The organism is Stenotrophomonas genospecies 5 (assembly GCF_054473825.1).
In genome coordinates, this window is record NZ_JBTMUW010000001.1 from 1,409,790 (window position 1) to 1,434,096 (window position 24,307).

General features: G+C 68.2%; 14 protein-coding genes. 3 read left to right on the forward strand and 11 right to left on the reverse strand.

Annotated elements, in window-relative coordinates:
• Positions 1-20: 20 nt before the first annotated feature.
• The 4 genes from ACX9OW_RS06480 to ACX9OW_RS06495 all read right to left on the reverse strand — a co-directional run bounded on the left by ACX9OW_RS06480 (position 21) and on the right by ACX9OW_RS06495 (position 1,923).
• On the reverse strand, positions 21-440 hold the full coding sequence (locus tag ACX9OW_RS06480) for a DoxX family protein (protein ID WP_065182957.1): 420 nt from the start codon (positions 438-440) through the stop codon (positions 21-23).
• Positions 441-442: 2 nt separating this feature from the next.
• Positions 443-1,099, reverse strand: coding sequence for a hydrolase (locus ACX9OW_RS06485; RefSeq protein WP_065175260.1), 657 nt, complete (start codon positions 1,097-1,099; stop codon positions 443-445).
• Positions 1,096-1,512 carry a helix-turn-helix transcriptional regulator gene (locus tag ACX9OW_RS06490; protein ID WP_065175261.1) on the reverse strand — a complete coding sequence of 139 codons (417 nt, stop codon included), beginning with the start codon at positions 1,510-1,512 and terminating at the stop codon, positions 1,096-1,098. The genes ACX9OW_RS06485 and ACX9OW_RS06490 overlap by 4 nt, the downstream gene beginning before the upstream one ends.
• A 78-nt stretch (positions 1,513-1,590) precedes the next feature.
• Positions 1,591-1,923 carry a hypothetical protein gene (locus ACX9OW_RS06495; protein WP_128989511.1) on the reverse strand — a complete coding sequence of 111 codons (333 nt, stop codon included), beginning with the start codon at positions 1,921-1,923 and terminating at the stop codon, positions 1,591-1,593.
• Between the two features lie 96 nt (positions 1,924-2,019).
• Between ACX9OW_RS06495 and ACX9OW_RS06500 the strand changes: the two genes are divergently transcribed.
• Positions 2,020-5,049 carry a sensor histidine kinase gene (locus tag ACX9OW_RS06500; protein WP_459062089.1) on the forward strand — a complete coding sequence of 1,010 codons (3,030 nt, stop codon included), beginning with the start codon at positions 2,020-2,022 and terminating at the stop codon, positions 5,047-5,049.
• On the forward strand, positions 5,042-5,695 hold the full coding sequence (locus ACX9OW_RS06505) for a response regulator (RefSeq protein ID WP_065175264.1): 654 nt from the start codon (positions 5,042-5,044) through the stop codon (positions 5,693-5,695). Before ACX9OW_RS06500 ends, ACX9OW_RS06505 begins: the two co-directional genes overlap by 8 nt.
• A gap of 22 nt (positions 5,696-5,717) precedes the next feature.
• On the opposite strand, the gene ACX9OW_RS06510 is transcribed toward ACX9OW_RS06505, so the two are convergent.
• Entirely contained in the window at positions 5,718-6,911 is a 1,194-nt protein-coding gene (locus ACX9OW_RS06510; RefSeq protein WP_459062090.1) for an MFS transporter, read from the reverse strand.
• Positions 6,912-7,004: 93 nt separating this feature from the next.
• Between ACX9OW_RS06510 and ACX9OW_RS06515 the strand changes: the two genes are divergently transcribed.
• Positions 7,005-7,952 carry a LysR family transcriptional regulator gene (locus ACX9OW_RS06515; protein ID WP_065182966.1) on the forward strand — a complete coding sequence of 316 codons (948 nt, stop codon included), beginning with the start codon at positions 7,005-7,007 and terminating at the stop codon, positions 7,950-7,952.
• On the opposite strand, the gene ACX9OW_RS06520 is transcribed toward ACX9OW_RS06515, so the two are convergent.
• The 6 genes from ACX9OW_RS06520 to ACX9OW_RS06545 form a co-directional block, all read right to left on the reverse strand.
• Positions 7,933-9,123 (reverse strand): HlyD family efflux transporter periplasmic adaptor subunit, encoded by a 1,191-nt coding sequence (locus tag ACX9OW_RS06520; RefSeq protein ID WP_005414746.1) that lies wholly within the window; start codon positions 9,121-9,123, stop codon positions 7,933-7,935. The genes ACX9OW_RS06515 and ACX9OW_RS06520 overlap by 20 nt on opposite strands.
• The gene (locus ACX9OW_RS06525; protein ID WP_164152513.1) at positions 9,116-11,281 is read right to left on the reverse strand and encodes a type I secretion system permease/ATPase; all 2,166 of its coding nucleotides are present in this window, start codon (positions 11,279-11,281) and stop codon (positions 9,116-9,118) included. The genes ACX9OW_RS06520 and ACX9OW_RS06525 overlap by 8 nt, the downstream gene beginning before the upstream one ends.
• On the reverse strand, positions 11,262-12,431 hold the full coding sequence (locus ACX9OW_RS06530) for a TolC family protein (RefSeq protein ID WP_319637168.1): 1,170 nt from the start codon (positions 12,429-12,431) through the stop codon (positions 11,262-11,264). Before ACX9OW_RS06530 ends, ACX9OW_RS06525 begins: the two co-directional genes overlap by 20 nt.
• 104 nt (positions 12,432-12,535) lie before the next feature.
• Entirely contained in the window at positions 12,536-21,424 is an 8,889-nt protein-coding gene (locus ACX9OW_RS06535; RefSeq protein WP_459062091.1) for an Ig-like domain-containing protein, read from the reverse strand.
• 591 nt (positions 21,425-22,015) lie between these two features.
• A complete protein-coding gene (locus ACX9OW_RS06540) occupies positions 22,016-23,482 on the reverse strand; it encodes an amidohydrolase family protein (protein ID WP_459062092.1) in 1,467 nt (488 codons plus the stop codon).
• Positions 23,483-23,533: 51 nt separating this feature from the next.
• A complete protein-coding gene (locus tag ACX9OW_RS06545) occupies positions 23,534-24,238 on the reverse strand; it encodes an ankyrin repeat domain-containing protein (protein ID WP_459062093.1) in 705 nt (234 codons plus the stop codon).
• Positions 24,239-24,307: the final 69 nt, after the last annotated feature.

A 24,307-nucleotide genomic window follows, 5' to 3' on the forward strand; every position in this document is an offset into this window, starting at 1 on the left:
GGGATCGAGTGGCTCATGGTTCATGCGATGTCTCCGGGAAATACGGGGCTGTCCAGCGCCCAGGCTCCCGGCCCGGCCAGCGCGATGGCCAGCAGGACGAGGGTCCACATCAGGGGGTACTCGGCGCCGGCGCGCATCCAGAACCAGCCCTTGGGCACGGCCAGCAGCACGGTGAAGCCGATGAACGCCGCTGCGGCCAGCGCAGCGATGCGTGTCTGCCAGCCCAGCAGTACGGCCATTCCGGACAGCACCTGCAGCCCGGCCAGCAGCAATGGCAGAGGCGCGGCCGACGGCAGGCCGAAGCCACGCAGTTCGGCCGCAAAGCCGCTCAGGCCAGGGCCACCGAACCAGCCGAACAGCTTGCCCAGCGCGTGGGGCAGCAGGAAGCCGCCCGCCGCCACGCGCAGGATCAGCAGCGCCAGGTCGAGCCCCGGATCCATGGTCAGTGCCCGCCTTCCTGGGCGCCGAACATGGTCTTGGCGTACTGGATGCCGATGCCGTAACCGCCCGCGTGATCACGGGCGATGCCGGTGGTCAGGCCATAGGTCTCGCCGCGCGCCCAGTCGCGCTGCAGCTCCAGCAGGTACTGCACGCTGGTCATCGGCACCGCACCGGCCTGCACCATGCGGGCGATCGCCCGCTCATGTGCTTCCACGCTGACATCGCCGCAGGCGTCGGTGATCACGTACACCTGGAAACCCTGCTCCAGCGCTGACAGCGCAGGCCCCACGATGCACACGCTGGTCCACAGCCCGGCCATTACGAGGCGACGCCTGCCGATGCGATTGATCTCATCGATTACCGGCTGGTCTTCCCAGGTGTTCATCGAGGTGCGATCGAACACCTTCTGCCCGGGGAAGATCACCGGCAGCTCCGGAAACATCGGGCCGGAGAACGAGGTCTCCGCGACCGTGGTCAGCACCACGGGCACATTGAAACCCTGCGCGCCCTTGCTGATCAGCGCGACGTTGTTGCGCAGCGCCGAGATGTCGATCGTGTGGGTTGCAAATGCCATCTGCGACTGGAAATCGATCAGGACCAGTGCGTGATCGGTGGGCGATAGCAGGCCTTTGGCAGGAATTGCGGTAGCGAGGCTCATGGATGGACTCCGTTGCGAACAAGGGCAGGGGGAAGGGACAGGGCTGCATCTCCAGCCAGGTACTGGCCGGGGCTGCAGCCGGTCTCCGCGCGGAAGCTGCGGACGAAATGGCTCTGGTCGAAGAAGCCCAGCTGCTGCGCCAGGCAGGACATCGGCAGTTGCACGACGGGCAGCAGCTGACGGGCACGCTCGATACGGCGGCGGCGCACGTAGCGCAGTGGGCTCGCGCCGGTTCCGGTGCGGAACAGCCGCACCAGATGGAAGCGGCTCACGCAGGCCGCGTCAGCCAGCTCAGTGACCCGCATCGGCTGTGACAGATGTTCATCGATGTAATGCAGCGCACGCTGCAGAGCGGCAGCCTGCCGGGGCGGCAGCGCCGCGACGGTCGGAACAGGGCGGGATACGGTAGCCATGGAGGGGTGCCACGACGGGGTGCCCCATGGTGCGGGGCGCCGGCACGATGCCCTACCCCCGACGGACGAGGGCAGCACCTACCCGAATGGGGGAGACCGTCGCTCCAGCACACGTCGTCCGAACAGCCGCGCGTCCAGCGAGTAGGCACCCGGCCCAAGTGCCAGCAGGGCCAACGGCAGCAACGCCAGGGCCCACGGCACGGACTGCCAGAACAGGCACGGCACGGCCAGCAGCGCCGACAGCGGCGTCAGCACCCCCAGCAGCAGCGACAGGGCGACCAGCAGGCAGGCAGCCGTCAGCCAGCCCGCGTCGGACGGGCGCACGCACAGCGCTGCGACCACGCACAGCCGCAGCCACAACAGGCCGGCGCCGGGACCGCGGTCAGGAAACATCACGAACAGGCGCTGCATGGAGAGTCTCTGTGGTCCATGCCGGCGTGATAGCCGAGTGCCGCGGCAGGCGCCTACCCCGTTCGGGTCACCCCGCCCTGCCCCGCACCTGCGAGAATGCGCTGCATGCATGGCTGCCCCTTCCCTTCCCTGCGTCGCCTGACGGCGTTGCTGATGTGCCTGCTGCTGTGCATCGCCCTGCCCGCCCACGCCGTGCAGCGCCCGGCAGTGAGCAGCGGGCTGCCCGGCTACGAGCACACCGCCTGGCGGGTGGGACAGGGCGCACCCGGCGATATCTGGGACATCGCCCAGGATCGCGACGGCCTGCTCTGGCTGGCCACCGGCTCCGGGCTGTACCGCTTCGACGGGCGTCGCTTCGAGCGGCAGCCCGCACCGCCCGGCAGCCGATTTCCCTCCACCAACATGGTCACCCTGGTGCCCGGCGATGGCGATGCGCTGTGGATCGGCTATTTCCAGGCGGGCATCAGCCAGTTCGCCAATGGCCAGCTGCGCAACTTCGGGCGCGCGGAAGGGGTTCCGGTCGGCGTGGTGCCGCGCTTCAGCCGCGACCAGCAGGGGCGCCGCTGGGCCGCCATCAACGGCGGGCTGCGCTGGTTCGACGGCAAGCGCTGGCGGCCGCCACCGGCCAGCGCAGGCCTGCCCGAGCGGCGCGTGCAGTGGGTCCTGCAGGACAGCCGCAATACCTTCTGGGTGCTGGCCGACCTGAAGATCTGGAAACGCGCGCCGGGTGCCGTCCGCTTCGAGGACACCGGCATCGCTGTCTCGCAGATGGCCACGTTGGTGGAGAGCCCGCTGGGCGAGGTGTGGCTGGCCGACCGCGTGCGCGGCACCTCGCCGCTGGCCAACGCGGAGGGTGTGCTGCCACAGCACGAGCGCGAAGCACGCCGCCTGCCGGAGCTGGTCGCTGCGCGGCTGCAGTTCACCGCTGATGGCGCGCTGTGGGCGACGATGAGCCCGCACGGTGGGGTCGCCAGGGTCACGTTCGATGGCAGGCGCGCCGTGCGCATGGAACGTTTCGATTCACCGGATGGCCTGACCGCAACGTCGGCCGTGCCGATCATGGCCGACCGCGAAGGCAATATCTGGGTCGGCACCAATCTCGGCCTCAACCGCTTCCGCGCGCGCAGCGTGAAAACGCTGTCGGCCGGTCCTGCCGATCCGTATCGCTCGCTGGTCCGTGCCAGCGATGGCCGCGTGTATGGCTACGGCGAGGATCTGGCACCTTATGACCTGCGCCGGGAGCTGCTCGACGGCAGCGGCGCGCAACTGAAAGCCGCTACACGCGGCGCGCCGACGCCGATCTGGCAATTCGACTGGGTCAATCTCGCGCGCACGCGTAACGGCCGGACCGCACGGATCGCACTACCGGCGCCGTTCACCGGCCAGCCACTGCACGCGCTGCTGTTTCCCGATGACGAGCAGGCCTGGGTCTGTACCGGCGAGCGCGGCGTGCTGCATTACGCGCAGGGCCGTTGGCAGCGCGAACCGCGCCTGCCCGAGCAGGCCTGTTCCTCCCTGGCAATGGACCACAACGGCCAGCTGCTGCTGGGGTATGCCGATGGACGCCTGCGCCATCTGGGTGATAGCGCGATCGAGACCTTCGGTGCCGCGCAGGGGTTGTCAGTGGGGCCGGTGACTGCCCTGCTGCAGCAGCGCGATCTGTTGCTGGTCGCCGGCGAATCGGGCCTGGCCGCACGCCTGGGCGGCGGACGTTTCATGCCGGTACGCACCGACCTTGCGGGCGTGCTCGAAGGCATCACCGGCATGGTGGCCGATGCACAGGGCCGGCTCTGGCTCAACGGCAGCCGCGGCCTGGTGCGTCTGGACAGCGCGCATCTGCGGCACGCGCTGCGCGCCGGCCTGCCGGTGACGCCGCGCCTGTTCGATGCCGTGGACGGCATGCCGGGCGTCGCCCTGCAGAGCGGTCCGATCTCCACGGCGGTGCTGGCCGGTGACGGGCTGCTCTGGCTGGCCACCAACCAGGGCCTGGCATGGCTGGACACGACCCACGCGCACGTCAACAGCATGGCGCCGAGCGTCCGCATCGGCGATGTGCTGTACGGCAACGTGCACGAACCACTGCGTGACAATATGCGCCTGCCCGCTGGTACCACCCAGCTGCAGATCGACTACGTGGCCCTTTCACTGGCCCGGCCCGAACGCAACCGCTACCGCTATCGACTGTCGGGTGTCGACGAGGACTGGCAGGACGCCGGCAGCAGCACCCGCGCCTACTACACCAACCTGGCCCCCGGCAGCTACCGCTTCGAGGTGGAGGCCGCCAACGAAGACGGCATCTGGAGCCGGGTGCCGGCGCATCGCAGCTTCCGCATCGCACCGACCTTCATGCAGACGGTCTGGTTCAAGCTGCTGTGCGCGCTGCTGGTGCTGGCGGTGCTGGTGATGGCCGTACGGATCCGCAGCGGACAGCTGGCCGCGCTGTTCCGGGCCCGGCTGCAGGAGCGCAACGGCGAACGCGAGCGCATCGCCCGTGACCTGCATGACACGCTGCTGCAGGGCAGCCAGGGCCTGATCCTGCGCCTGCACGCGATCAGCCAGTCACCACAGACACCGGAAACCGTGCGCAGCCAGCTGGAATCGGCGATGCAGCTGGCCGAACGCAATCTGGCCGAGGGCCGCGAACGGGTCAACGCCCTGCGCGACGGTCCCTTCGCGGGTCGTGATCTGGCCTCGGCCCTGGCCGATGTGCACGCTGAGTACGCCGGCCAGGGCACCAACCCACTGCGCCTGACCGTGGAAGGCACCGCGCCCCGCCTGCAGCCGGATGCTGCCGAGGAAGTGTTCCTGATCGGCCGCGAGGCGATCCGCAATGCACTGCGGCATGCGCAGGCCAGCGCCATCGAGGTCGAGCTGTCCTACGGTGCCCGCTGCTTCCTGCTGCATGTCCGCGATGACGGCGTTGGCATTGCCGACGACCATGCCGGTGCCGGCCACTGGGGGCTGCAGGGCATGCGCGAGCGCGCGCAGCGGCTGGGCGCGGCGCTGAAGCTGTGGACGCGGCCCGGCCTGGGCACTGAAGTGGCGCTGTCGGTCCCCGCGCGCCGCCTCTATCACCGAAGGCCGTCGCGCTGGCGCTGGCCCTGGAGCAGACCTGACCATGACTGAGCTCTCCCCTCCCATCGGCGTGCTGGTGGTCGATGACCACCCGCTGCTGCGCGACGGCCTGGCGGCCCTGCTCGGCGCCCAGCCGGACCTGCGGCTGCTGGGCGAAGCTGCCGACGGTGAAGAAGCCATCGCGCAGTACCAGCATCTGCAACCGGACGTGGTGCTGATGGACCTGCAGATGCCCCGGCTGGACGGTGTCGAGGCCATCATGCGGATCCGCGCGCTCGACCCGCGTGCCCGCATCATCGTGCTGACCACCTACCGCGGCGACGTGCGCGCGGTGCGCGCCCTGCAGGCCGGCGCCAGCGCCTACCTGCTCAAGGACATGCTGCGCCATGAACTGATCGATACCATCCGCATGGTGGCCGGTGGTCGCCGTGCGCCTATTCCACCCGCGGTGGCCGCCAGCATCGCCGCGCACGTGGTGGAGGACCGGCTGTCGCCGCGCGAAACCGAGGTGCTGCGGCATGTTGCCGGCGGACTCTCGAACAAGCGCATCGGCGAACGCATGCAGATCTCGGAGCAGACGGTGAAAGCGCACATGAAGAGCCTGATGGACAAGCTGGGCGTCGGCGACCGCACCCATGCGGTCACCCAGGCCCTGCGCCGCGGCATCATCAGCCTGGACGACAGCGGCCACGATTGACGCGCGGCTGCGCGCGCAGCGCTCAGCGCAGGCGGATCAGCAGGCTGCCACCGGCACAGAGCGTCGCCAGCCATGCCACCCCATGCCACCCCCACTGCGCCAATGCCAGGCTGCCAAGTGCCCCTCCGGCCGCCATGCCGATGAACATACCGGTGAACAGCACTGCATTGAGACGGCTGCGTGCGGCGGGCGCCAGGCCATACACCAGTGTCTGGTGGGCCACCAGGGCCGACTGGAAGCCGAAATCGAACAGCAGTGCGCTGGCCACCAGCAGCGGCAGCAGTGCCGCTGCGGGCAGCCACGATTCGGCGAGCAGCAGTGCAAAGCCAAGCAATGCCACCATGATCGCCAGGCGTGCCACTGCGGGGCTGCCCAGCCTGTCGGCGAAGCGACCGGCGAAAGGCGCCGCCAGCGCGCCCGCCGCACCGGCGATACCGAAGGCGCCGGCGGCAGCACTGCCCAGTCCCAGACGCGCATGCAGCATCAGCGCCAGGGTTGACCAGAACGCGCTGAAACCCACCGCCAGCAACGACTGGCTCGCCACCGCCCGGCGCAGCTGCGGCTGCTCCCGCCACAGCGACAGCAACGAGCCCAGCAGCGCCGGATAGCGCAGGGTGCTGGTGGGTGCGAAGCGGGGCAGTGCACGCGCCATCACCACCCCCATCGCCGCCACGGACACGGCCGCCAGCACGAACTGGGTGCGCCAGCCCCAGGCCTCGGCCACCATCCCGCTGACCACGCGCGACAGCAGGATGCCCAGCAGCAGACCGGTCATCACCCGTCCGACCACCTGCCCGCGTTGCGCATCCGGAGCCAGCGCCGCAGCGGCAGGCACGATGTCCTGGGCCAGCGTTGCCATCAACCCGACCAGCAGGCTGGCCATCAGCAGGCCCGGCAGGTGCCCCGCACCGGCCGCTGCGGCGAGTACAACCGACAGCAGCGCGGACTTCAGCAGGATCAGCGACCGGCGGTCGAAACGATCCCCCAAGGGCGCCAGCAGCAGGATGCCCAGCGCATAGCCGAGCTGGGTCAGGGTCGGCACCAGACCTGCCGCGCGCTCGCCCGCGGACAGGTCCTGGGCGATCAGTCCCAGCATCGGCTGGCTGTAATAGAGCGATGCCACCGAAAACCCGGCACCGGCCGCCATCGCCAGTACCAGGGAGGTGGAAGGAGCCACGACCGGCGGGGCGGTCACGGAAAGCGTGGGGGTGGACATCAGCAACTCCAGTCAGGGAACGGGAGGTAGCCTGCGCCTATTCGCCTCACGTCTGTAGTAGGATCAAATGAATACTTTTCATACATGGTGCGTATGATGGACATGGCCCCGGGCGCCGACCGGCTCGACCTGCTGCGCACCTTCCTGCGCATCGTCGACGCCGGCAGCCTGTCTGCCGCCGCCGTGCAGTTGGGTACCACCCAGCCCACCGTGAGCCGCCGCCTGCAGGCACTGGAACGGCAACTGGGCCTGCGACTGCTGCACCGGTCCACGCATGGTCTGCAGCTGACCGAGGAGGGCATGCGCTGCCAGCGGCACGCGCAGCGGGTGGTGGAAGAATGGGAAACGCTCCAGGCCGAACTGCAGGGACAACCCGACGTGCTGCGTGGGCGCCTGCGTGTGATGGTGCCGCATGCGTTTGGACAGGCACAGCTGCTGCCGACCATGCTCGCCTTCCTCGCCCGGCATCCACAGTTGAGCCTGGAGTGGATCCTCGAAGACCGGCGCCCGGACTTCATTGCCGAGGGCGTCGACTGTGCGGTGCGGGTCGGCCCGGTGGACGAGCCACGCATGGTCGCGCTGCCGCTGGCCGAAGTCCCACGCATCGTGGTCGCCGCGCCTTCGCTGGTCGATCCCGATGCGGTGACCACCGCTGCACAGGCGCAGGCATTGCCCTGGATCTCCCTCGTCACCTACTACCGCGAACGCCTGCTGCTGTACGACGCACGCGGGCGTCCGCACACACTGTCGATCACGCCGCGCCTGCTCAGTGACAACCTGTTCGTGGTCCAGCAGGCGGCGCGTGCGGGCCTGGGTGCGGCGGTGGTATCGGCCTGGCTGGTCGCCGAGGATCTGGCGCACGGCCGCCTGGTCCAGTTGTTGCCGGGCTGGGAAGCGCCGCCCCTGCCGGTGCATGTGGTGTTTCCTGCCGCGCGCCAGCAGCCGGCGCGGCTGCGCGCCTTCATCGATGCGATGAAGGCCGCCCTGCCGCAGCTGCATGGCATGCGGCCGACTCCCGGTCTCAGTTCAACCGCGCCTTGATCAACGGTCGCAGCAGGTAGTTCAGGACGCTGCGCTTGCCGGTCAGGATGTCCACATCCGCCACCATGCCGGGAATGATCGGCAGGGCCTCGCCGTGCCGCCGCAGCTGGCTGCCATCGGTGCGGATCAGCACCTGGTAGAACGATTCCTTGCCCCGCGGCGTATCCTCCTCGATGGTATCGGCACTGATCTGCTCGACGGTGCCGCTGAGTTCGCCGTAGATGGTGTAGTCATAGGCGGTGATCTTGACCTTGGCCGGCATGCCCGGCACCAGGAACGCGACGTCGCGCGGCTTGACGCGGGCTTCCACCAGCAGCCGTTCCTCCACCGGAATCACCTCCATGATCGGCTCGCCGGGAGGAATCACGCCACCGCGGGTATTGATCAGCACCGTGTTGACCCGCCCACGCACGGGCGACAGGATCTCGGTGCGCCGCAGCTGGTCCTGCCGCTGGTGCACGATCGGCTCCAGTGCGGACAACTCCGCCTTCAGCTTGGAGCGTTCGGTATAGGCTTCCTGGAAATAGGTGTTGCGCAACTCGCTGAGCTTGCCGGTCAACGTGGCGATTTCCTGGGTCAGCTTCAACTCTTCCATCTGGCTGACGGCGTTGCGCGCGACCAGCGGCCGCACGATCCGCAGCTGGTCGCGCGCGATCGACAGCTGCTGGCCGATGGCTGCCGAACTCTGCTGCAATGTCGCACGGCGGGACTGGTACAGCTCCCTCTCCGAACGTGCCAGCGCGCTCCCGGCTGGAATGTCGTCCGGGAACTCGATGGCACCTTTGCCCAGCACCTCCGCATCCAGTCGCGCGATTGCGGCCCGCAGCACCTGCGACTGGTTGGCCGATTCCTCGTAGTTGGTGCGGAAGTGGGTTTCCTCCAGCCGCACCAGCGGCTGGCCCACTTCGACCAGGTCTCCCTCCTTCACCAGCAGGCGATCGAGGATGCCGCCTTCCAGGCTCTGGATCTTCTGCATGCGGCTGTACGGCACCACCCTGCCCTCGCCACGGGTCACCTGGTCCAGCTGCGCAAGCGCGGCCCAGCCCACGGCGATGGCCACCGTCGCCAGCAGCACCCACAACAGCGGTCGGTACACGGGATGCGTGGACGCCAGCAGTGGATCCGCAAGCTCGCGCCGCAGTCGCTGCGAACGCTTCTGCCGCTCAACCATGATGTCCCCCTGCGACCGCGGCGATCGGCTGCACCTGGTTGCCCTGCACCACCTGCTCCAATGGGCCGTCCATGATGATCCTGCCGTTGCGCATCACCACGGCACGCTCGACGAGGGCCAGCATGCTGCGCTTGTGGGTGGTCAGTACCAGCGTGCGCTGGCCGAGCCAACGCTGCAGGAACTGGATGACATGGGTCTCGCTCTGCTGGTCGAAGGCGGCGGTGGGCTCATCCAGCAGCACGACAGGCGGATCCTGCAGGATCACCCGGGCCAGGCCGATGGCCTGGCGCTGGCCACCGGACAGGCTGCCGTTGCCCATCACCAGCTGGTCCAGCCCCAACGGATTGCCGCGCACGAAAGGCCCCATGCCCACCGCGTCCAGCGCCTCCAGCAGCTCCTCATCCCGCCAGGCGGCACCTTCCAGATTGAGGTTGTCGCGCAGGCTGCCATGGAACAACGCCACGTCCTGCGGCAGATAGCCAATGTTCCGTGCGCGGTCACCGGGATCGATCTGTGCCAGCGCCACGTCGTCCAGCAGCAGGCGTCCCTGCTGCGGCGTCACCAGTCCGGACAGCACGCGCAGCAGGCTGGACTTGCCCGCACCATTGCCGCCCAGCAGCGCCACCCGCTGCCCAGGTGCGATGGACAGCGCATGCACGTCGACCACCCACGGCCCTTCGCCCAGCGCCAGGCGGACATCGTGCAGCTGGTAGGCACCCTGCAGGCGCGGCCGGTGCACGAAGCGGGCACCCTGTGGGCGCTCCTGCTCGGCGCCCATCAACTGGTCCAGCCCCTCCATGGCGACGCGGGTGTGCTGCCAGCGCCCCAGCACCGCTGCAACCTGCGCCAGCGGCGCGATCGCCCGCGATGACAGGATCGAGCACGCCACCAGTGCGCCCACGGTCATCGCACCGTCATTGATGCGGTAGACACCGAAGGCGACCACACCCACATACGCAAGCTGCTGCACCACGGCCGCGCCATGGCTGAGGCTGGCGGTGAGCGTACTCGTCTTCAACGCCGTTCCCGCCAGCTGCGCCGTCAGGCTTTCCCAGTGCTTCAGGCTGCGGCCTTCGGCACGGGTGGCCTTCACTGATTCCAGGTGTTCAAAGGCCTCCAGCAGCACGCTGTTCTTCATCGCCCCTTCGCGCAGATTCTGCCGCGACAGCTCACCCAGCCGGCGCTGCGCGAGCACGCCCGGCAGCACCATCAGGACACAGGCCACCACCGGCACCCAGACCACATGCCCACCGATCAGCGCGATCAGCAGCAGGAACACGAACACGAACGGCAGGTCGCTGAGCAGCGCAGCAGTGGACGAGGTGAAGAAATCACGCACGCCCTCAAACTCGCGCACCTGCGTACTGAATGCCCCCATCGACGCCGGCTTGGCGTTGATCCGGGTACCGAGCACGCGGGCGAACAGCAGCGTTCCCAGCTGCAGGTCCATGCGCTTGCCGAGCACATGCAGCAGCTGCCCGCGCAGGACGCGCAGCACCCCTTCGATGATGACCGCCAGGGCAACGCCACTGGCCAGCACCCACAGCGTGTCGAACGCTGCCACCGGCACCACCCGGTCATAGACCTGCATGGCGAAGATCGCCGTCGCGATGGCCAGCAGGTTGGCCACGAATGCGGCGGCCCCCACCTCGACATAGGAGCGCCACAGCTGACGCAGTGGCCCGTAGAACCAGTGCTCGCCCCGGCCCGCGGCGAAATCGCCGACCCGGCCATCCGAGCGGAAGCGCGGTTTGGCGAACACTGCCGTACCACTGTACAGCGCCTGCAGTGCCTGCAGCGGCATGGCCTGTGTGCCACCCTCGGCCTGTGGCACCTCCACCTGCGCCTGGTCATCGCTGATCGCCGTCAACAACAGCGTGTTCCCATTGTTCAGCAGCAGCAGGACCGGCAGCAGATAGGCGTCGATGTCGGTCAGCTCGAAGGCCTCCACGCGCGCGTTCAGGTCCGCCCGCCGCAGCGCGCGTGGCACCCGCTGCAATGGCAGCCGCCCCTGCTCCAGAGCAATGCCGTCAACCAGCTCGGCAGCACCCAGTGGCCGGCCCAGCCGCTCGCACAGCAGCAACAGGCCATCCTGCAGCGGGTCGCGCGGCGTGTTGCCGCTGCCGGTGGTAGTCGATTCAATGCGCGGCGTCTGCATGCGTCCTCCCTCCAAGCAACTCACCCAGCTGCCCGATCTGGGCGGCAGCGCGATAATCGATACGGACCCGCTCCATGCGCAGAGTTGCCAGCTGGCGTTCGGCCTCCATCCGCTCGCGCTGCACGCTAAGCAGATCGATGATGTCGCGGCGTCCGACCTGGAACTGGTCGTGATACAGGCCGCCGACGTGCGTGGACTCCTCCACCTGTTGCTGCAGCGCCTGCTCACGCAGTACCAGCGCATCGGCGTTGTCGAACAAGGTGCGCATCTTGCGCCGCAGATCACGGCGGGTGGCGTCGGCACTCCACTGCGCCGCCTCCAGTCGCTGCCGGGCCGCCGCCGGCCGCTGGAAATTGCTGAAGCCGCGCAGGACATCCATGCGCAGGCGCAGCGAAACCACCGAATCGTTCTCCATCTGCCCGCCGATCTCGCGGCGCAGCGCCGATGCCTCCACGTTGAGCTGTGGCTTCAATGCCGCGCGCGATTCGGCCAGCTCCGCCTCGGCTGCCGCGGCATCCTCGCGCGATTCCCGCAGCAGCGGCGCGGCCTCGATTGCTGCATCCAGGCCGTCACGCTGCCACGCCCGCCGGCCGGCAGGCAGGTCCGGCGCCTGCAGCGGGCCAGGATCCCGGCCCAGCAGCAGGGCCAGCTGGTTGTTGGCATCGCGCAAGGCGCCTTCCTCGAACGCCAGCTGGTCCTGGCCGCGGGCGAACTCCAGCTGCGCGCGATCCAGCTCGGTGCGGTCGGCGTAGCCGCTGCCGCTGCGGTCGCGGGCCATGCCGCGGACGCCCTCGATCCGCTGCAGGAAGTCACGCACGGCCACCACTCTTTCGCGGGCGACCAGCACGTCCAGGTAGGTCTCGATGATATCCAGCGCTGCGTCGTCCCGGGCGACCTCCAGCGCTGCCAGATAGCGGCGCTGGGTCGCACTGGCGGCCTCGACCTGGCTGCGCGTCCGGCCCCAGTCGAACAGCATCTGCGACAGCGTGACGTCGTACACCATCTCGGACATGTGTCCGGCCTGCGGTCCGCCGGAGACCTGCAGTGCGGGAAAGTAGCCCCCCCGTGCGATTTTCACGTCGGTGCCTGCCCGTTCCGCTTCGCTCAGCGCCGCACGCACCCGGGGATGGATCGCCAGTCCGGTCTGCACAGCCTGCTCCACACTCATCGCACTGGCCCCCGCCGGCAGGCCGCACAGCAGGAGGAGCGCGAACGCTCCTCCTGCCCACCGCCTTCGGCTCCGCCGTTGCGGCATCAGGCCACCACCTGCACCGAGTTGTCCTCCACCAGCAGCGTGGTGCTGCCAAAGGTGTACACGTCGTAGGTCACACCATTGATCAACTGGGTGGTTCCGGTGTTGACCGCACCGATGACGTTCAGCACATCGTTGCTCTCGCCGGTGATCTGCAGCGTGTCGTTGCCATCGGTGATCGCCGCCACTTCCGCCGCCGTGAGGGTGAGCACGCTGCCCGAATCTCCCGTGCCCAGATCGATGCGCTCGATGTTGCTGAGCGTGCCCACACCGGCCGAGTTGTAGTCCAGGTCGATGCCATTGGCCAGGATCAGGGTGTCGAATCCAGCCCCTCCATCGATGCTGACGAAGTTGGTGGCGGTGATCTGGATCGCGTCGTCGCCGTTGCCGGCGACCACGTGATCGCCGCTGCCGACGTTGAAGATCAGATCGCTGCCATCGCCGCCGTTGATGTGCTCGGAACTGCCGTTGGCGCCGGACAGTACGTCATTCCCGGATGTACCGTTGACATCGATCTGACCGATGTTCAACGACAGGCCGTTCGGACTCAGCGTGACGCCGTAGGCAGCGCTGTCGTTGCCGTTGGAATCGGTAGATACCAGATTGAAGGATATCTGCGACCCAAGGTTGAGGATATCGGTGATGTTCAACCCGAGCTGGCTGAGGATGGTCGGACTGAGCAGGTTCAGCGAGAAGTTGCCGGAGGAATCGGCCTGGATCGGCAGCAGCTCGACGTTCAGCGCGGGCGTGATCACCCGGATCACAACGCTCGAATCCGGCTCGGTGGTGCCACTGAAGCCAAAGCGCGGACTGAGAGGATTGAGGCTGACGTCCACCCCGAAGTTGCCGATGGTGACCGGCTGTTCGATGCTGGTGCCGATGCCGATGCTGGCCACGTTGCTCGGATTGCCAGCCGGATCACTGCCCACGACCGACACCTGTGCGTTGAGCAGCTGGTCCCAGGTGAAGTCGATATCCAGATCGGTGAGCAGGTTCAGCGACGCCAGGCCACTGTTGTCGGCGGTGACCGTCGCCGTGGCCGTCACACCTCCTACCGTCAGCGTGACCGTCAATTCGGTGCCGGGTTCGGCGGAAATGGTCAGCAGATTGCCGACCAGCGACAGCACCGGGGTTGCGGGTGGAACCGTATCGATGGTGAAGGCTTCCGGCGCCGATGCGGTGCCACCGGCGACTTCGGCGGTGATGGTCGATGCGCCTTCCGGGAACGGCCCCATGCCAGCGGGCGGCGTCAAGGTCACGGTCACCGAACCGGCCGCGATGTCCGCAGCGGTCAGGGTGTGGCTGACATCGGCCTCGTAGCCGTTCTGGCCCGCGAACCTGACGGTGATGACCTGCCCGACCTGCATCGTCGGGCGAACGGTCACGTCGACCTGGATGCCGTCGCCGATTTCCGCAGCATTGATCCACGTGTCGGCGGCCTCCGGCACGCTGATGTCCGGTGGCGCAAGATCGGGGGCATTGATCGTCGCCGGACCGCTGGTATTGCCCGCCAGATCGATCGCCACCGCAGAGATCAGCTCGCCGGCAATCAACGGTGGTGCGAACGGCAGGCTGAAGTTGCCGCTGCCATCCACATTGACGGTGATCGGATTCGCGGTGTCTCCATTGACCACAATCCGGACCTGGCTGTTGGGCTCGGCCGTGCCGCTCAGCAGCGTACCGTCAGCACTCACGCTGAGCAGCGGCGCCGGCGGCGCCACGGCGTCCACCGTGGTGGTGGCCGGGCCGCTGTTGTTGCCCGCCGCATCCTGGGCCACCGCGTTGATCACGGTGCCGTCGGGCAGCGGCGCACCAGGAGTGAAGCTCCAGTTGCCGCTGCCATCGGCGATAGCCTGCCCAATCGGATCGCCGTTGCCATCGGTGAGGATCACCGTGGCACCCGCTTCGGCCGTGCCAGTGATGACACTGCCGTTGCTCGGGTCGATCACCGGTGCCGGCGGCGCCACCGCGTCCACCGTGGTGGTGGCCGGGCCGCTGCTATTGCCCGCCGCATCCTGCGCCACCGCGTTGATCACGGTGCCGTCGGGCAGCGGCGCTCCAGGAGTGAAGCTCCAGTTGCCGCTGCCATCGGCGGTGGTTTCGCCGATGGGATCGCCGTTGCCATCGGTCAGGATCACCGTGGCGCCGGCTTCAGCCGTACCGCTGATGACGCTGCCGTTGCTCGGGTTGATCACCGGTGCCGGCGGCGCCACCGCATCCACCGTGGTGGTGGTAGGGCCACTGCTATTGCCTGCGGGATCCTGCGCCACCGCGTTGATCACAGTGCCATCGGGCAGCGGCGCTCCAGGGGTGAAGCTCCAGTTGCCACTGCCATCGGCGATAGCTTGCCCGATCGGATCGCCATTGCCATCGGTGAGGATCACCGTGGCGCCGGCTTCAGCCGTACCGCTGATGACGCTGCCATTGCTCGGGTCGATCACCGGGGCCGGCGGCGCCACCGCATCCACCGTGGTGGTGGTAGGACCGCTGGTATTGCCTGCGGGATCCTGTGCCACCGCGTTGATCACGGTGCCATCGGGCAGCGGCGCTCCAGGAGTGAAGCTCCAGTTGCCGCTGCCATCGGCGATAGCCTGCCCGATCGGGTTGCCACTGCCATCGGTGAGGATCACCGTGGCGCCGGCTTCAGCCGTGCCGCTGATGACGCTGCCATTGCTCGGGTCGATCACCGGGGCCGGCGGCGCCACAGCGTCCACCGTGGTGGTGGCCGGGCCACTGCTATTGCCCGCCGCATCCTGCGCCACCGCGTTGATCACGGTGCCATCGGGCAGCGGCGCTCCAGGGGTGAAGCTCCAGTTGCCACTGCCATCGGCGATAGCTTGCCCGATCGGATCGCCATTGCCATCGGTGAGGATCACCGTGGCGCCGGCTTCAGCCGTACCGCTGATGACGCTGCCATTGCTCGGATCGATCACCGGGGCCGGCGGCGCCACCGCATCCACCGTGGTGGTGACCGGGCCGCTGTTGTTGCCGGCCGCATCCTGCGCGATGGCATTGATCACGGTGCCGTCGGGCAGCGGCGTAGCCGGGGTGAAGCTCCAGTTGCCGCTGCCATCGGCGATGGCTTCGCCGATGGGATCACCGTTGCCGTCGGTCAGGATCACCTTCACGCCGGGCTCGACGGTGCCGGTGATCACCGTGCCGTTGCTGGCATCGAGCGTCGGCGCCGAGGGCGCGACCGCATCGACGGTCGTGCTGACCGGGCTGCTGTTGTTGCCGGCCGCGTCGCGCGCCAGTGCATTGATGACGGTGCCATCGGGCAGAGGCGTGCCGGGCGTGAACGACCAGTTGCCACTGCCATCGGCGATGGTCTGCCCAATCGGAATACCGTTGCCGTCAGTGAGGATCACTGTCGCACCGGCTTCGGCGGTGCCGCTGATGACGCTGCCATTGCTCGCGTCGATCGTCGGTGCCGGCGGCGCGACCGAATCGACCGTGGTACTGGCCGGGCCGCTGCCGTTGCCCGCCGCATCCTGTGCCACCGCAGTGATCACCATGCCATTCGGCAACGGTGTAGCCGGCGTGTAGCTCCAGTTGCCGGCGCCATCGGCGGTGGTCTGGCCGATCGGGTTGCCGCTGCCATCGGTCAGGATCACTGTGGCACCGGCTTCGGCTGTACCGCTCACCACACTGCCGTTGCTCGGGTCGATCACCGGTGCCGGCGGCGCCACCGTATCCACGGTGGTCGTGGCCGGGCCACTCGCGTTGCCTGCCGCATCCTGGGCCACCGCCGTGATCACGGTGCCATCGGGCAGCGGCGTGCCGGGCGTGAACGACCAGTTGCCACTGCCATCGGCGGTGGTCTGCCCGATCGGATCGCCATTGCCATCGGTCAGGACCACCGTCGCGCCGGCTTCGGCGGTACCGCTGATCACCGCACCGTTGCTGGCGTTGATCACAGGCGCTGGCGGCGCCACCGCATCAACGGTGGTACTGGCGGGGCCGCTGCTGTTGCCGGCCGGGTCCGTCGCGATGGCGTTGACCACCGTGCCATCGGGCAATGGCGTGGCCGGAGTGAAGCTCCAGTTGCCACTGCCATCGGCCGTGGTCTGCCCGATCGGGTTGCCGCTGCCATCGGTGAGGATCACCGTGGCACCGGCTTCTGCCGTACCGCTTACCACACTGCCGTTGCTCGGGTCGATCACCGGCGCCGGCGGTGCCACCGCGTCCACCGTGGTGCTTGCCGGGCCACTGGTGTTGCCCGCCGCATCCTGGGCGACCGCGGTGATCACCGTGCCGTCCGGCAGCGCTGTGGCGGGGGTGAAGCTCCAGTTGCCGCTGCCATCGGCCGTGGTCTGCCCGATCGGGTTGCCGTTGCCATCGGTGAGAATCACTATCGCACCGGCTTCGGCGGTGCCGCTGATCACCACGCCGTTGCTGGCGTTGATGATCGGTGCCGACGGTGCCAGCGCATCCACGGTGATGCTGGCCGGGCCACTGCTGTTGCCGGCCGGGTCCGTCGCGATGGCGTTGACCACCGTGCCGTCGGGCAATGGCGTGGCCGGGGTGAAGCTCCAGTTGCCGCTGCCATCGGCCGTGGTCTGCCCGATCGGAGTGCCGCTGCCGTCGGTCAGCACGATGACCGCATTGGCTTCCGCAGTGCCACTGATCTCGACCCCATTGCTGGGATCGATCACGGGCGCCGGCGGCGCAACGCCATCGATGGTGATGGCCGCCGGCGCACTGTCGACACCCGAAGGACTGCGCGCGATCACGTTGACCACGGTCCCACCGGGCAGCGGTACGCCCGGGGTGAACGACCAGTTGCCACTGCCGTCAGCCGTGACCTGGCCGATCGGGTTGCCGCTGCCATCGGTGATGATGACCGTATTGCCCGGATCTGCAGTACCGCTGATCACCGAGCCGTTGCTGGGATCGATCAGCGGAATCGAGGGCAGCGAGCTGTCGACGGTGGTGCTTGCCGGTGCGCTGGTGTTGCCTGCGGCATCGGTCGCGGTGACGTTGACCACCGTGCCATCGGGCAGCGGCGTGGCGGGGCTGAAGCTCCAGTTGCCACTGCCATCGACAGTGGCCTGCCCGATCGGATTGCCGTTGCCGTCGGTCAGCGTCACGGTGCTGTTCGGTTCGGCCGTGCCGGTGAGGACGTTGCCATTGCTGGCATTGACGACCGGCGTTGGCGGCGCCACCGCATCGACCGTGGTGCTGCCCTGCGGGCCGGTGTTGCCGGCCGCGTCCTGCGCGACCGCGTTGACCACCGTCCCGTCAGGCAGTGCCGTGGCCGGGGTGAAGCTCCAGTTGCCGCTGCCATCGGCCGTGGTCTGTCCGATCGGGTTGCCGTTGCCATCGGTGAGGATCACCGTGGCGCCGGCCTCGGCGGTGCCGGTGATCGTCGTGCCATTGCTCGGTTCGAGCACGGGGGCCGGCGGCGGCAGCGCATCGACGGTGATGGCCGCCTGGGGACCGGTATTGCCGGTGGCATCGGTGGCGGTCGCCACGATCACCGTCCCGTCCGGCAGCGGCGTGCCGGGAGTGAAGCTCCAGTTGCCACTGCCGTCGGCGGTGACCTGGCCAATCGGATTGCCGCTGCCGTCGGTCAGGATGACCGTGCTGCCAGCTTCGGCAGTACCACTGACGGTGGTGCCGTTGCTGGGATCGATGACCGGCGCCGGCGGCGCACTGGCATCGACAGGGACGGTGGACGGCGGACTGGTATTGCCTGCCGCGTCCACCGCCACGGCCGTGACGACGGTGCCATCGGGCAGCGGGGTGGCCGGCGTGTAGCTCCAGTTGCCGCTGCCATCGACGGTGACCTCCGCGATCAGACCACCGTTGCCATCAGTGAGGATGATCGTGCTGTTGGGCTCGGCGGTACCGCTGACCGTGTTGCCGTTGCTGGGATTCAGCACCGGCGTCGCCGGTGGCAGCGCGTCCACGGTGATGCTGGTCGCGCCGCTGGTATTGCCAGAGGCATCGGTGGCGGTCGCGCTGACGACGCTGCCATCGGGCAGCGGCGTAGCGAGCGGGAACGACCAGTTGCCGTTGCTGTCGACCGGGGCCTGACCGAAGGGATTACCGCTGCCATCGATCAACGTGACGACACTGCCCGGCTCGGCCGTGCCAGTGAGCGTGATGCCATTGCTCGGGTTGACCACGGGTGCGGCAGGTGCGACGGCATCGACCGTGATCGACGAAGGCGCACTGGTGTTGCCGGTGGCATCGGTGGCCGTGGCGTTGATCACGGTGCCATCAGGAAGCGGCGTCGCCGGAGTGAAGGTCCAGTCGCCAAAGCCATCGGCGGTGACCTGCGCAATGAGATTGCCATTGCCGTCGGTGAGCGTCACCGTGCTTCCCGGCTCGGCGGTGCCTACGATCAGGGTGCCATTGCTGACGTCGAGCACGGGCGCCGACGGCGCCTGCGAGTCGATGGTGACGCTGCTGCCGACGCTGGCGTTGCCGGAGCCATCCACTGCCACGGCGTTGACCACCGTCCCGTTGGGCAGCGGCGTGGCGGGCGTGTAGCTCCAGTTGCCGCTTCCATCCACCGTTACGCTGGCAATCGGATCACCATTGCCATCGGTGAGGATCACCCTGCTGCCAGGCTCGGCGGTGCCAGTGACTGCGCTGCCGTTGCTCAGATTCAGCACAGGCGCGGCCGGTGGCACCGCATCCACCGTGGTGCCGCCCTGCCCGCCGGTGTTGCCTGCCGCGTCGGTGGCGGTGGCATTGATCACGGTACCGTCCGGCAGTGGCGTGGCCGGGGTGAAGCTCCAGTTGCCGTTGCCGTCAGTGGTGGTCTGGCCTATCGCAGTGCCGCTGCCGTCAGTCAGCGTCACGGTACTGCCGGGCTCGGCCGTACCGCTGATGCTCGTGCCGTTGCTGGGAAGGACGACCGGGGCGGCCGGAGCGACCGCGTCAACGATGATGCTGGCGCCGGGGCCGGTGTTGCCGGTGGCGTCCGTGGCACTGGCGTTGACCACGGTGCCGTTCGGAAGCGGCGTGGCCGGGGTGAAGCTCCAGTCACCGTTGCCGTCGGCGGTGACCTGCCCGATCGGATTACCGTTGCCATCGGTCAAGGTGACCGTGCTGCCGGGCTCGGCGGTTCCGCTGAGCGTGGTGCCGTTGCTGGCCTCGAGTATGGGCGCGGCAGGCGGCTGCGAATCCACGGTGACCGTTGCCGGCGGGCTGCTGTTGCCTGAGGCATCCTGGGCAACCACCGTGACCACCGTGCCATCGGGCAGCGGCGTGCCGGGGGTATAGCTCCAGTTGCCGCTGCCATCGACGGCGACTTCCGCAATCGGATTGCCGTTGCCGTCGGTCAGCACCACCGTGCTTCCGGGCTCGGCGGTGCCCGTGAGCGTGCCGCCATTGCTGGGCTCCACGGTAGGCGTGGACGGCGCGACCGCATCGACCGTGATGCTTCCCTGGCCGCTGGTGTTGCCGGCCGGATCGGTTGCGGTGGCATTCACCACCGTGCCGTCCGGCAACGGCGTGCCCGGGGTGAAACTCCAGTGGCCATCGCCATCGGCGGTGACCTGGCCGATCGGGTTGCCATTGCCGTCGATGAGGGTCACCGTGCTGCCGGCCTCGGCGGTACCGCTGATCGTCGTGCCGTTGCTTGGATCGATGACCGGTGCGGCAGGCGCAACGCCATCGATGGTGATCGACGTGGCGGGGCTGGTATTGCCGGCCGCATTCTGGGCCACGGCAGTGACCACGGTTCCATCAGCAAGCGCCGCAGGCGGCGTGAAGCTCCAGTTGCCGCTCGCATCCGCTACCGTCTGGCCGATCGGATTGCCATCGCCATCCGTAAGCAGGATGGTCAGGCCCGCGCCCGCCGTTCCGGAAATCACACTGCCATTGCTGGCATTCACCAGCGGCGCGTCGGGATAGTCGGGCGCCTGCACCGTGACCGGCGGACTGCTGTTGCCGGCCGGATCGGTCACTACCACGCTGATCGTCTCGCCTTGGGTCAGCGGTGGATCCAGTGGCACCGTGAACTGGCCGTCGCCGCCGATCACCACGGTGGCATCGGGCTGGCCATCGCCATCGGTATCCACGCCCACCGTTGCTCCCGGCTCACCGCTGCCGCTGATGCTGCTGCCGTCGTCAGCCACCACCACGTTGCTGGCCGCTGCAGGCGGTGTCGTATCGGGGGCCGTCGCCTGCCCCGGTCCGCTCACGTTGCCGGCGGCATCGACCAGCGTCACGCTGACGCTCTCGCCGTTGGTCAACGGCGGCGACAGGGTGACACTGAATCGCCCATCGGCGCCCACCGTTCCGGTCGCATCAGGCTGCCCGTCACCATTGGTATCGACGCGCACCGTGGCACCGACTTCACCGCTGCCGGTAAGCGTCCGGCCGTCCGCACTGAATGCCAGCCCGGTGGGTGCGGCCGGCGGCGTGGTATCGGGTACCGGGGGATTCTGCGGTGGATTCGGCGATCCGCCACCGCCACCGCCGCCGCTGTCGGCCAACGCCACCGCTGCGCCGACCGCGGCCAGCCCGCCCAGCACCATCGCGCCGCTGATGCCACTGCCTGCGCCCGCGCCCGCTGCAGTCAGCGACTCGAACCCAGCCAGCGTCTCCTGCGGCAGATAGCTCGCCGCCAACGGCCCATCGCTGGCCACCGCCGGCAGATCGACGGCCACGAGCTTCTTGTCATCCACCAGGAACAGATGGCTGGGCGATTGTCCTTCAGCATAGAAGTTGACGATGCGGACGTTCTCGCCGGTCTTCAGCTGCACCACGAGATCCTGGCCGTCCTTCACGTAGCCGGCGACCTGGTCTGGATCGATGTCCAGTGCGACGTTGCTGCTCTGCTGCAGCGTCACGACATCATTGCGGACGGTGGTGACGGCGGTATCGGAGCTGATCGATTCGCTTGCCGGGACAACCTTGACGCGGATGGCCATGGGACATTCCTCTCTACAGGCGCACCGCCATGCGCACAACGACGTCACGCACAGCGATCACGCTGGCACGGCGGCACGGAATGGATATGTTTTCGCGCGAAGCCACCGCCAACGGGCAAATCGCCTGCTGTCGGATACGTGCTTCGGATTCTTCAGGCGACCGGATGCAGCGATGCGACGCGCCCGGTCGTGGTGCGATGCAGCGCTACAGCGTGGGCGCGAGATGCAGATGCATGAACGACAATCCTCTTGTCTGGAATCGCCGACGCGCGTTCAGCGACGCGGTCAGGGCCGTCGGACGTCGGCCATTGCTCCCCGTCCGCTGCGGGAGGGTATACACCGCGTTGAAGTGAACGTTCCATGCAGATCGCGTGCATGCGGCCTTCATCGCGCAGGTCGTTGAAAGCTCTGTGACGCAGTTGGCACGTCATTACGCTGGAACACCCGTTTTCAGGGGGAAAAAATGCGATCCCAATTGACGCTTCAGGCTCGTTTTGCGCAGCGCAAAACGAACGAAGGAACGGTCGGGAGTGCCCGCAGCAACGCGTGGCGACTCCCCCGTTCCCCTCATCACTACAACGATGACTGCGTTCAGTCCGCTGATCGGCCCTTGTCTGCTTCATCGTTCCACGCGGCGACGCGCGCGCGGGTGTCGGCCAGCATCTTGTCCAGCGCTGCACGATCATGCACGTGGCCGCGCAGGATCACGCTGTCGATCTTCCCGGTCGCGGCGATGTCCTGCAGCGGATTGGCGGTGAGCAGTACCAGGTCCGCGGCCTTGCCGTCGGCCACGCTCCCGTAGCGGTCCATCTGCCCGAACCAGGCCGGGCCAGACCGCGTGGCCGCTGACAGGGCCTGGGGCGGTGTCAGCCCTTCCTGCACGAACAGCTGCAGTTCCTGGTGCAGTCCGATCCCGGGATAGTTGAACGAATTGAGGAAGCCGGCGTCGGTGCCGGCAATGATCGTCACACCCGCTTCCTGAAGCATCGGCAGCACCGCGGCCACCTGCCGGTACTGCGCATGCCGCGCCTGGATCTGTGCCGGCGTGGCCTTGGCCGCGCGCTCCACGCGCCACTGGTAAGTGGCACGCAGGCCTGGGCCGATGTAGGCCAGATAGGGATCGTGGGCATGATCGTCCTGGTCGAGGAAGTCGAGAATGCGTCCGCCGTTGAGTGTGGGCGTCACGAACACGCCTCGACGGGCGAAATCACGATACGCGCGCATCGCGGTGTCACGGTCGAAACTGGCATCCAGCTGCCGGTTGGCTTCCGCACGATCGATACGCCCGGCGCCGAAATCGGCTGCAATCCGCGCCTCATCCCTGCTGCCCGCCTTGAACGCATAGTCCAGGTGTTCGATCGACGCCAGGCCAGCATCGACCGCCTGCTCCACGGTCAGTGCCATTGGGATATGGCCCGATGCCCTGAATCCTGCCTTGCGCGCGGCGGCGGCCGAGTACAGGAAAAGTTCCGGTGTCAGCGTACTGTCCGTGATCTTGACGAAGTCGACCTTGTCGCGCAGCAGGCGCGTGATCGCCTGATCGGCATCGGCGCGGCTGCCGACTTCGATCGTCCCCTTCCAGACCGGCTTGATGCCTTCGATCTTGGCGCCGGAGCTGAGCAGGCGTGGACCGAACAGTGTGCCGGCGGCGATCTCGCCACGCCACTGCAGCACCTGCTGCGGCAGATCACCCGAACAGTCGCGCACGGTGGTGATGCCATGGGCGACGTACAGCGGCAGCAGTGCCTTGTTCTCTTCGATCAGCGCACGGCCTCCACCGAAGTGCACATGCATGTCCCACAGTCCCGGAATCAGGTACTTCCCCTGCGCATCCAGCTGCCGGTCCGCGCGCCACTGGCCCTCCAGCCCTGCGTCAGGGCCGACCGCAACAATCGTCTCGCCGCGGATCACCACGCTCTGCCCCGGCAGGGTGCGGGCGTGCTCCACATCGACCACGGTGGCATTGCGGATCAGCAGATCGGCACGTTCGGCCGCAGCTGCGGACAGCGGTGCGCAGGCGAACAGCACAGCAAGGGACAACGGGCGGAAACAGAACATGGAGAATATCCTGATGGGCACGGCCAGCGTGCGGAATGGAAGGAGCAGATATCAGCGTGTCGCGCCATGCTGGCGCAGCAGGGTTTCGATCGCGGCCTGGCCGCGCTGGCGCGCGTGAGCCAGCGGCGTCACGCCCTCGCCGTCGGCCAGCTCAGGATCGGCGCCCGCTTCGAGCAGCAGCTGCACGATCTGCGTGTGGCGCGGCCCTCCGTCGCCGAGCAGGATCGCCTCCAGCAGCGCCGTCCACTGCAGTCGATTGACGTGGTCCACTGCCACGCCCGCACGCAGCAGCATGCGCACCGTGGTGACGTGGCCACGCTCGGCGGCGGGAATCAGGGCGGTGCCGCCATAACGGTTGGTGCTGCGTAAGTCGGCACCATGGCTCAGGGTCAAGGCCAGGATCCCGTCCAGTCCGCGCGCACCGGCGTACAGATAGGCACTGTCCTGCAGCCTGTCCTTGGCGGTGACATCGGCCCCCGCCTCGATCAGCACGCGCGCCGCGTCCACGCGGTTGCCATGGGTCGCCAGCAGCAGCGCGGTGCGGCCCTGTGCGTCGCGCGCTTCCAAGGCCGCGCCATCGGCCAGTGCCTGGCGCACCGCTCCGGCATCGCCGCGGCTGGCGGCCTCCCGCAACCGCACGTCGGCTTGGCCGGACGGGTCTGCGGCACAGGCCGGAAATGCCACGGCCAGCAGGCACAGCAGAAGCGCGCGCCGTGAGGGCGCAGCCCAGCGCAGGCAGCGGTGTTGCAGGTACATGATGAACCCTCCGGAATCAGTCGGCCGGACGTTGCCGGTACCTTGGCCGCATGGTAGAAGTCGCCACGG

Excerpts from the sequence above, each read along its gene's own strand:
- ACX9OW_RS06480 (WP_065182957.1), bottom strand. The coding sequence starts at position 440 with ATGGATCCGGGGCTCGACCTGGCGCTGCTGATCCTGCGCGTGGCGGCG.
- ACX9OW_RS06485 (WP_065175260.1), bottom strand. The coding sequence starts at position 1,099 with ATGAGCCTCGCTACCGCAATTCCTGCCAAAGGCCTGCTATCGCCCACC.
- ACX9OW_RS06490 (WP_065175261.1), bottom strand. The coding sequence starts at position 1,512 with ATGGCTACCGTATCCCGCCCTGTTCCGACCGTCGCGGCGCTGCCGCCC.
- ACX9OW_RS06495 (WP_128989511.1), bottom strand. The coding sequence starts at position 1,923 with ATGCAGCGCCTGTTCGTGATGTTTCCTGACCGCGGTCCCGGCGCCGGC.
- ACX9OW_RS06500 (WP_459062089.1), top strand. The coding sequence starts at position 2,020 with ATGCGCTGCATGCATGGCTGCCCCTTCCCTTCCCTGCGTCGCCTGACG.
- ACX9OW_RS06505 (WP_065175264.1), top strand. The coding sequence starts at position 5,042 with ATGACTGAGCTCTCCCCTCCCATCGGCGTGCTGGTGGTCGATGACCAC.
- ACX9OW_RS06510 (WP_459062090.1), bottom strand. The coding sequence starts at position 6,911 with ATGTCCACCCCCACGCTTTCCGTGACCGCCCCGCCGGTCGTGGCTCCT.
- ACX9OW_RS06515 (WP_065182966.1), top strand. The coding sequence starts at position 7,005 with ATGATGGACATGGCCCCGGGCGCCGACCGGCTCGACCTGCTGCGCACC.
- ACX9OW_RS06520 (WP_005414746.1), bottom strand. The coding sequence starts at position 9,123 with ATGGTTGAGCGGCAGAAGCGTTCGCAGCGACTGCGGCGCGAGCTTGCG.
- ACX9OW_RS06525 (WP_164152513.1), bottom strand. The coding sequence starts at position 11,281 with ATGCAGACGCCGCGCATTGAATCGACTACCACCGGCAGCGGCAACACG.
- ACX9OW_RS06535 (WP_459062091.1), bottom strand. The coding sequence starts at position 21,424 with ATGGCCATCCGCGTCAAGGTTGTCCCGGCAAGCGAATCGATCAGCTCC.
- ACX9OW_RS06540 (WP_459062092.1), bottom strand. The coding sequence starts at position 23,482 with ATGTTCTGTTTCCGCCCGTTGTCCCTTGCTGTGCTGTTCGCCTGCGCA.
- ACX9OW_RS06545 (WP_459062093.1), bottom strand. The coding sequence starts at position 24,238 with ATGTACCTGCAACACCGCTGCCTGCGCTGGGCTGCGCCCTCACGGCGC.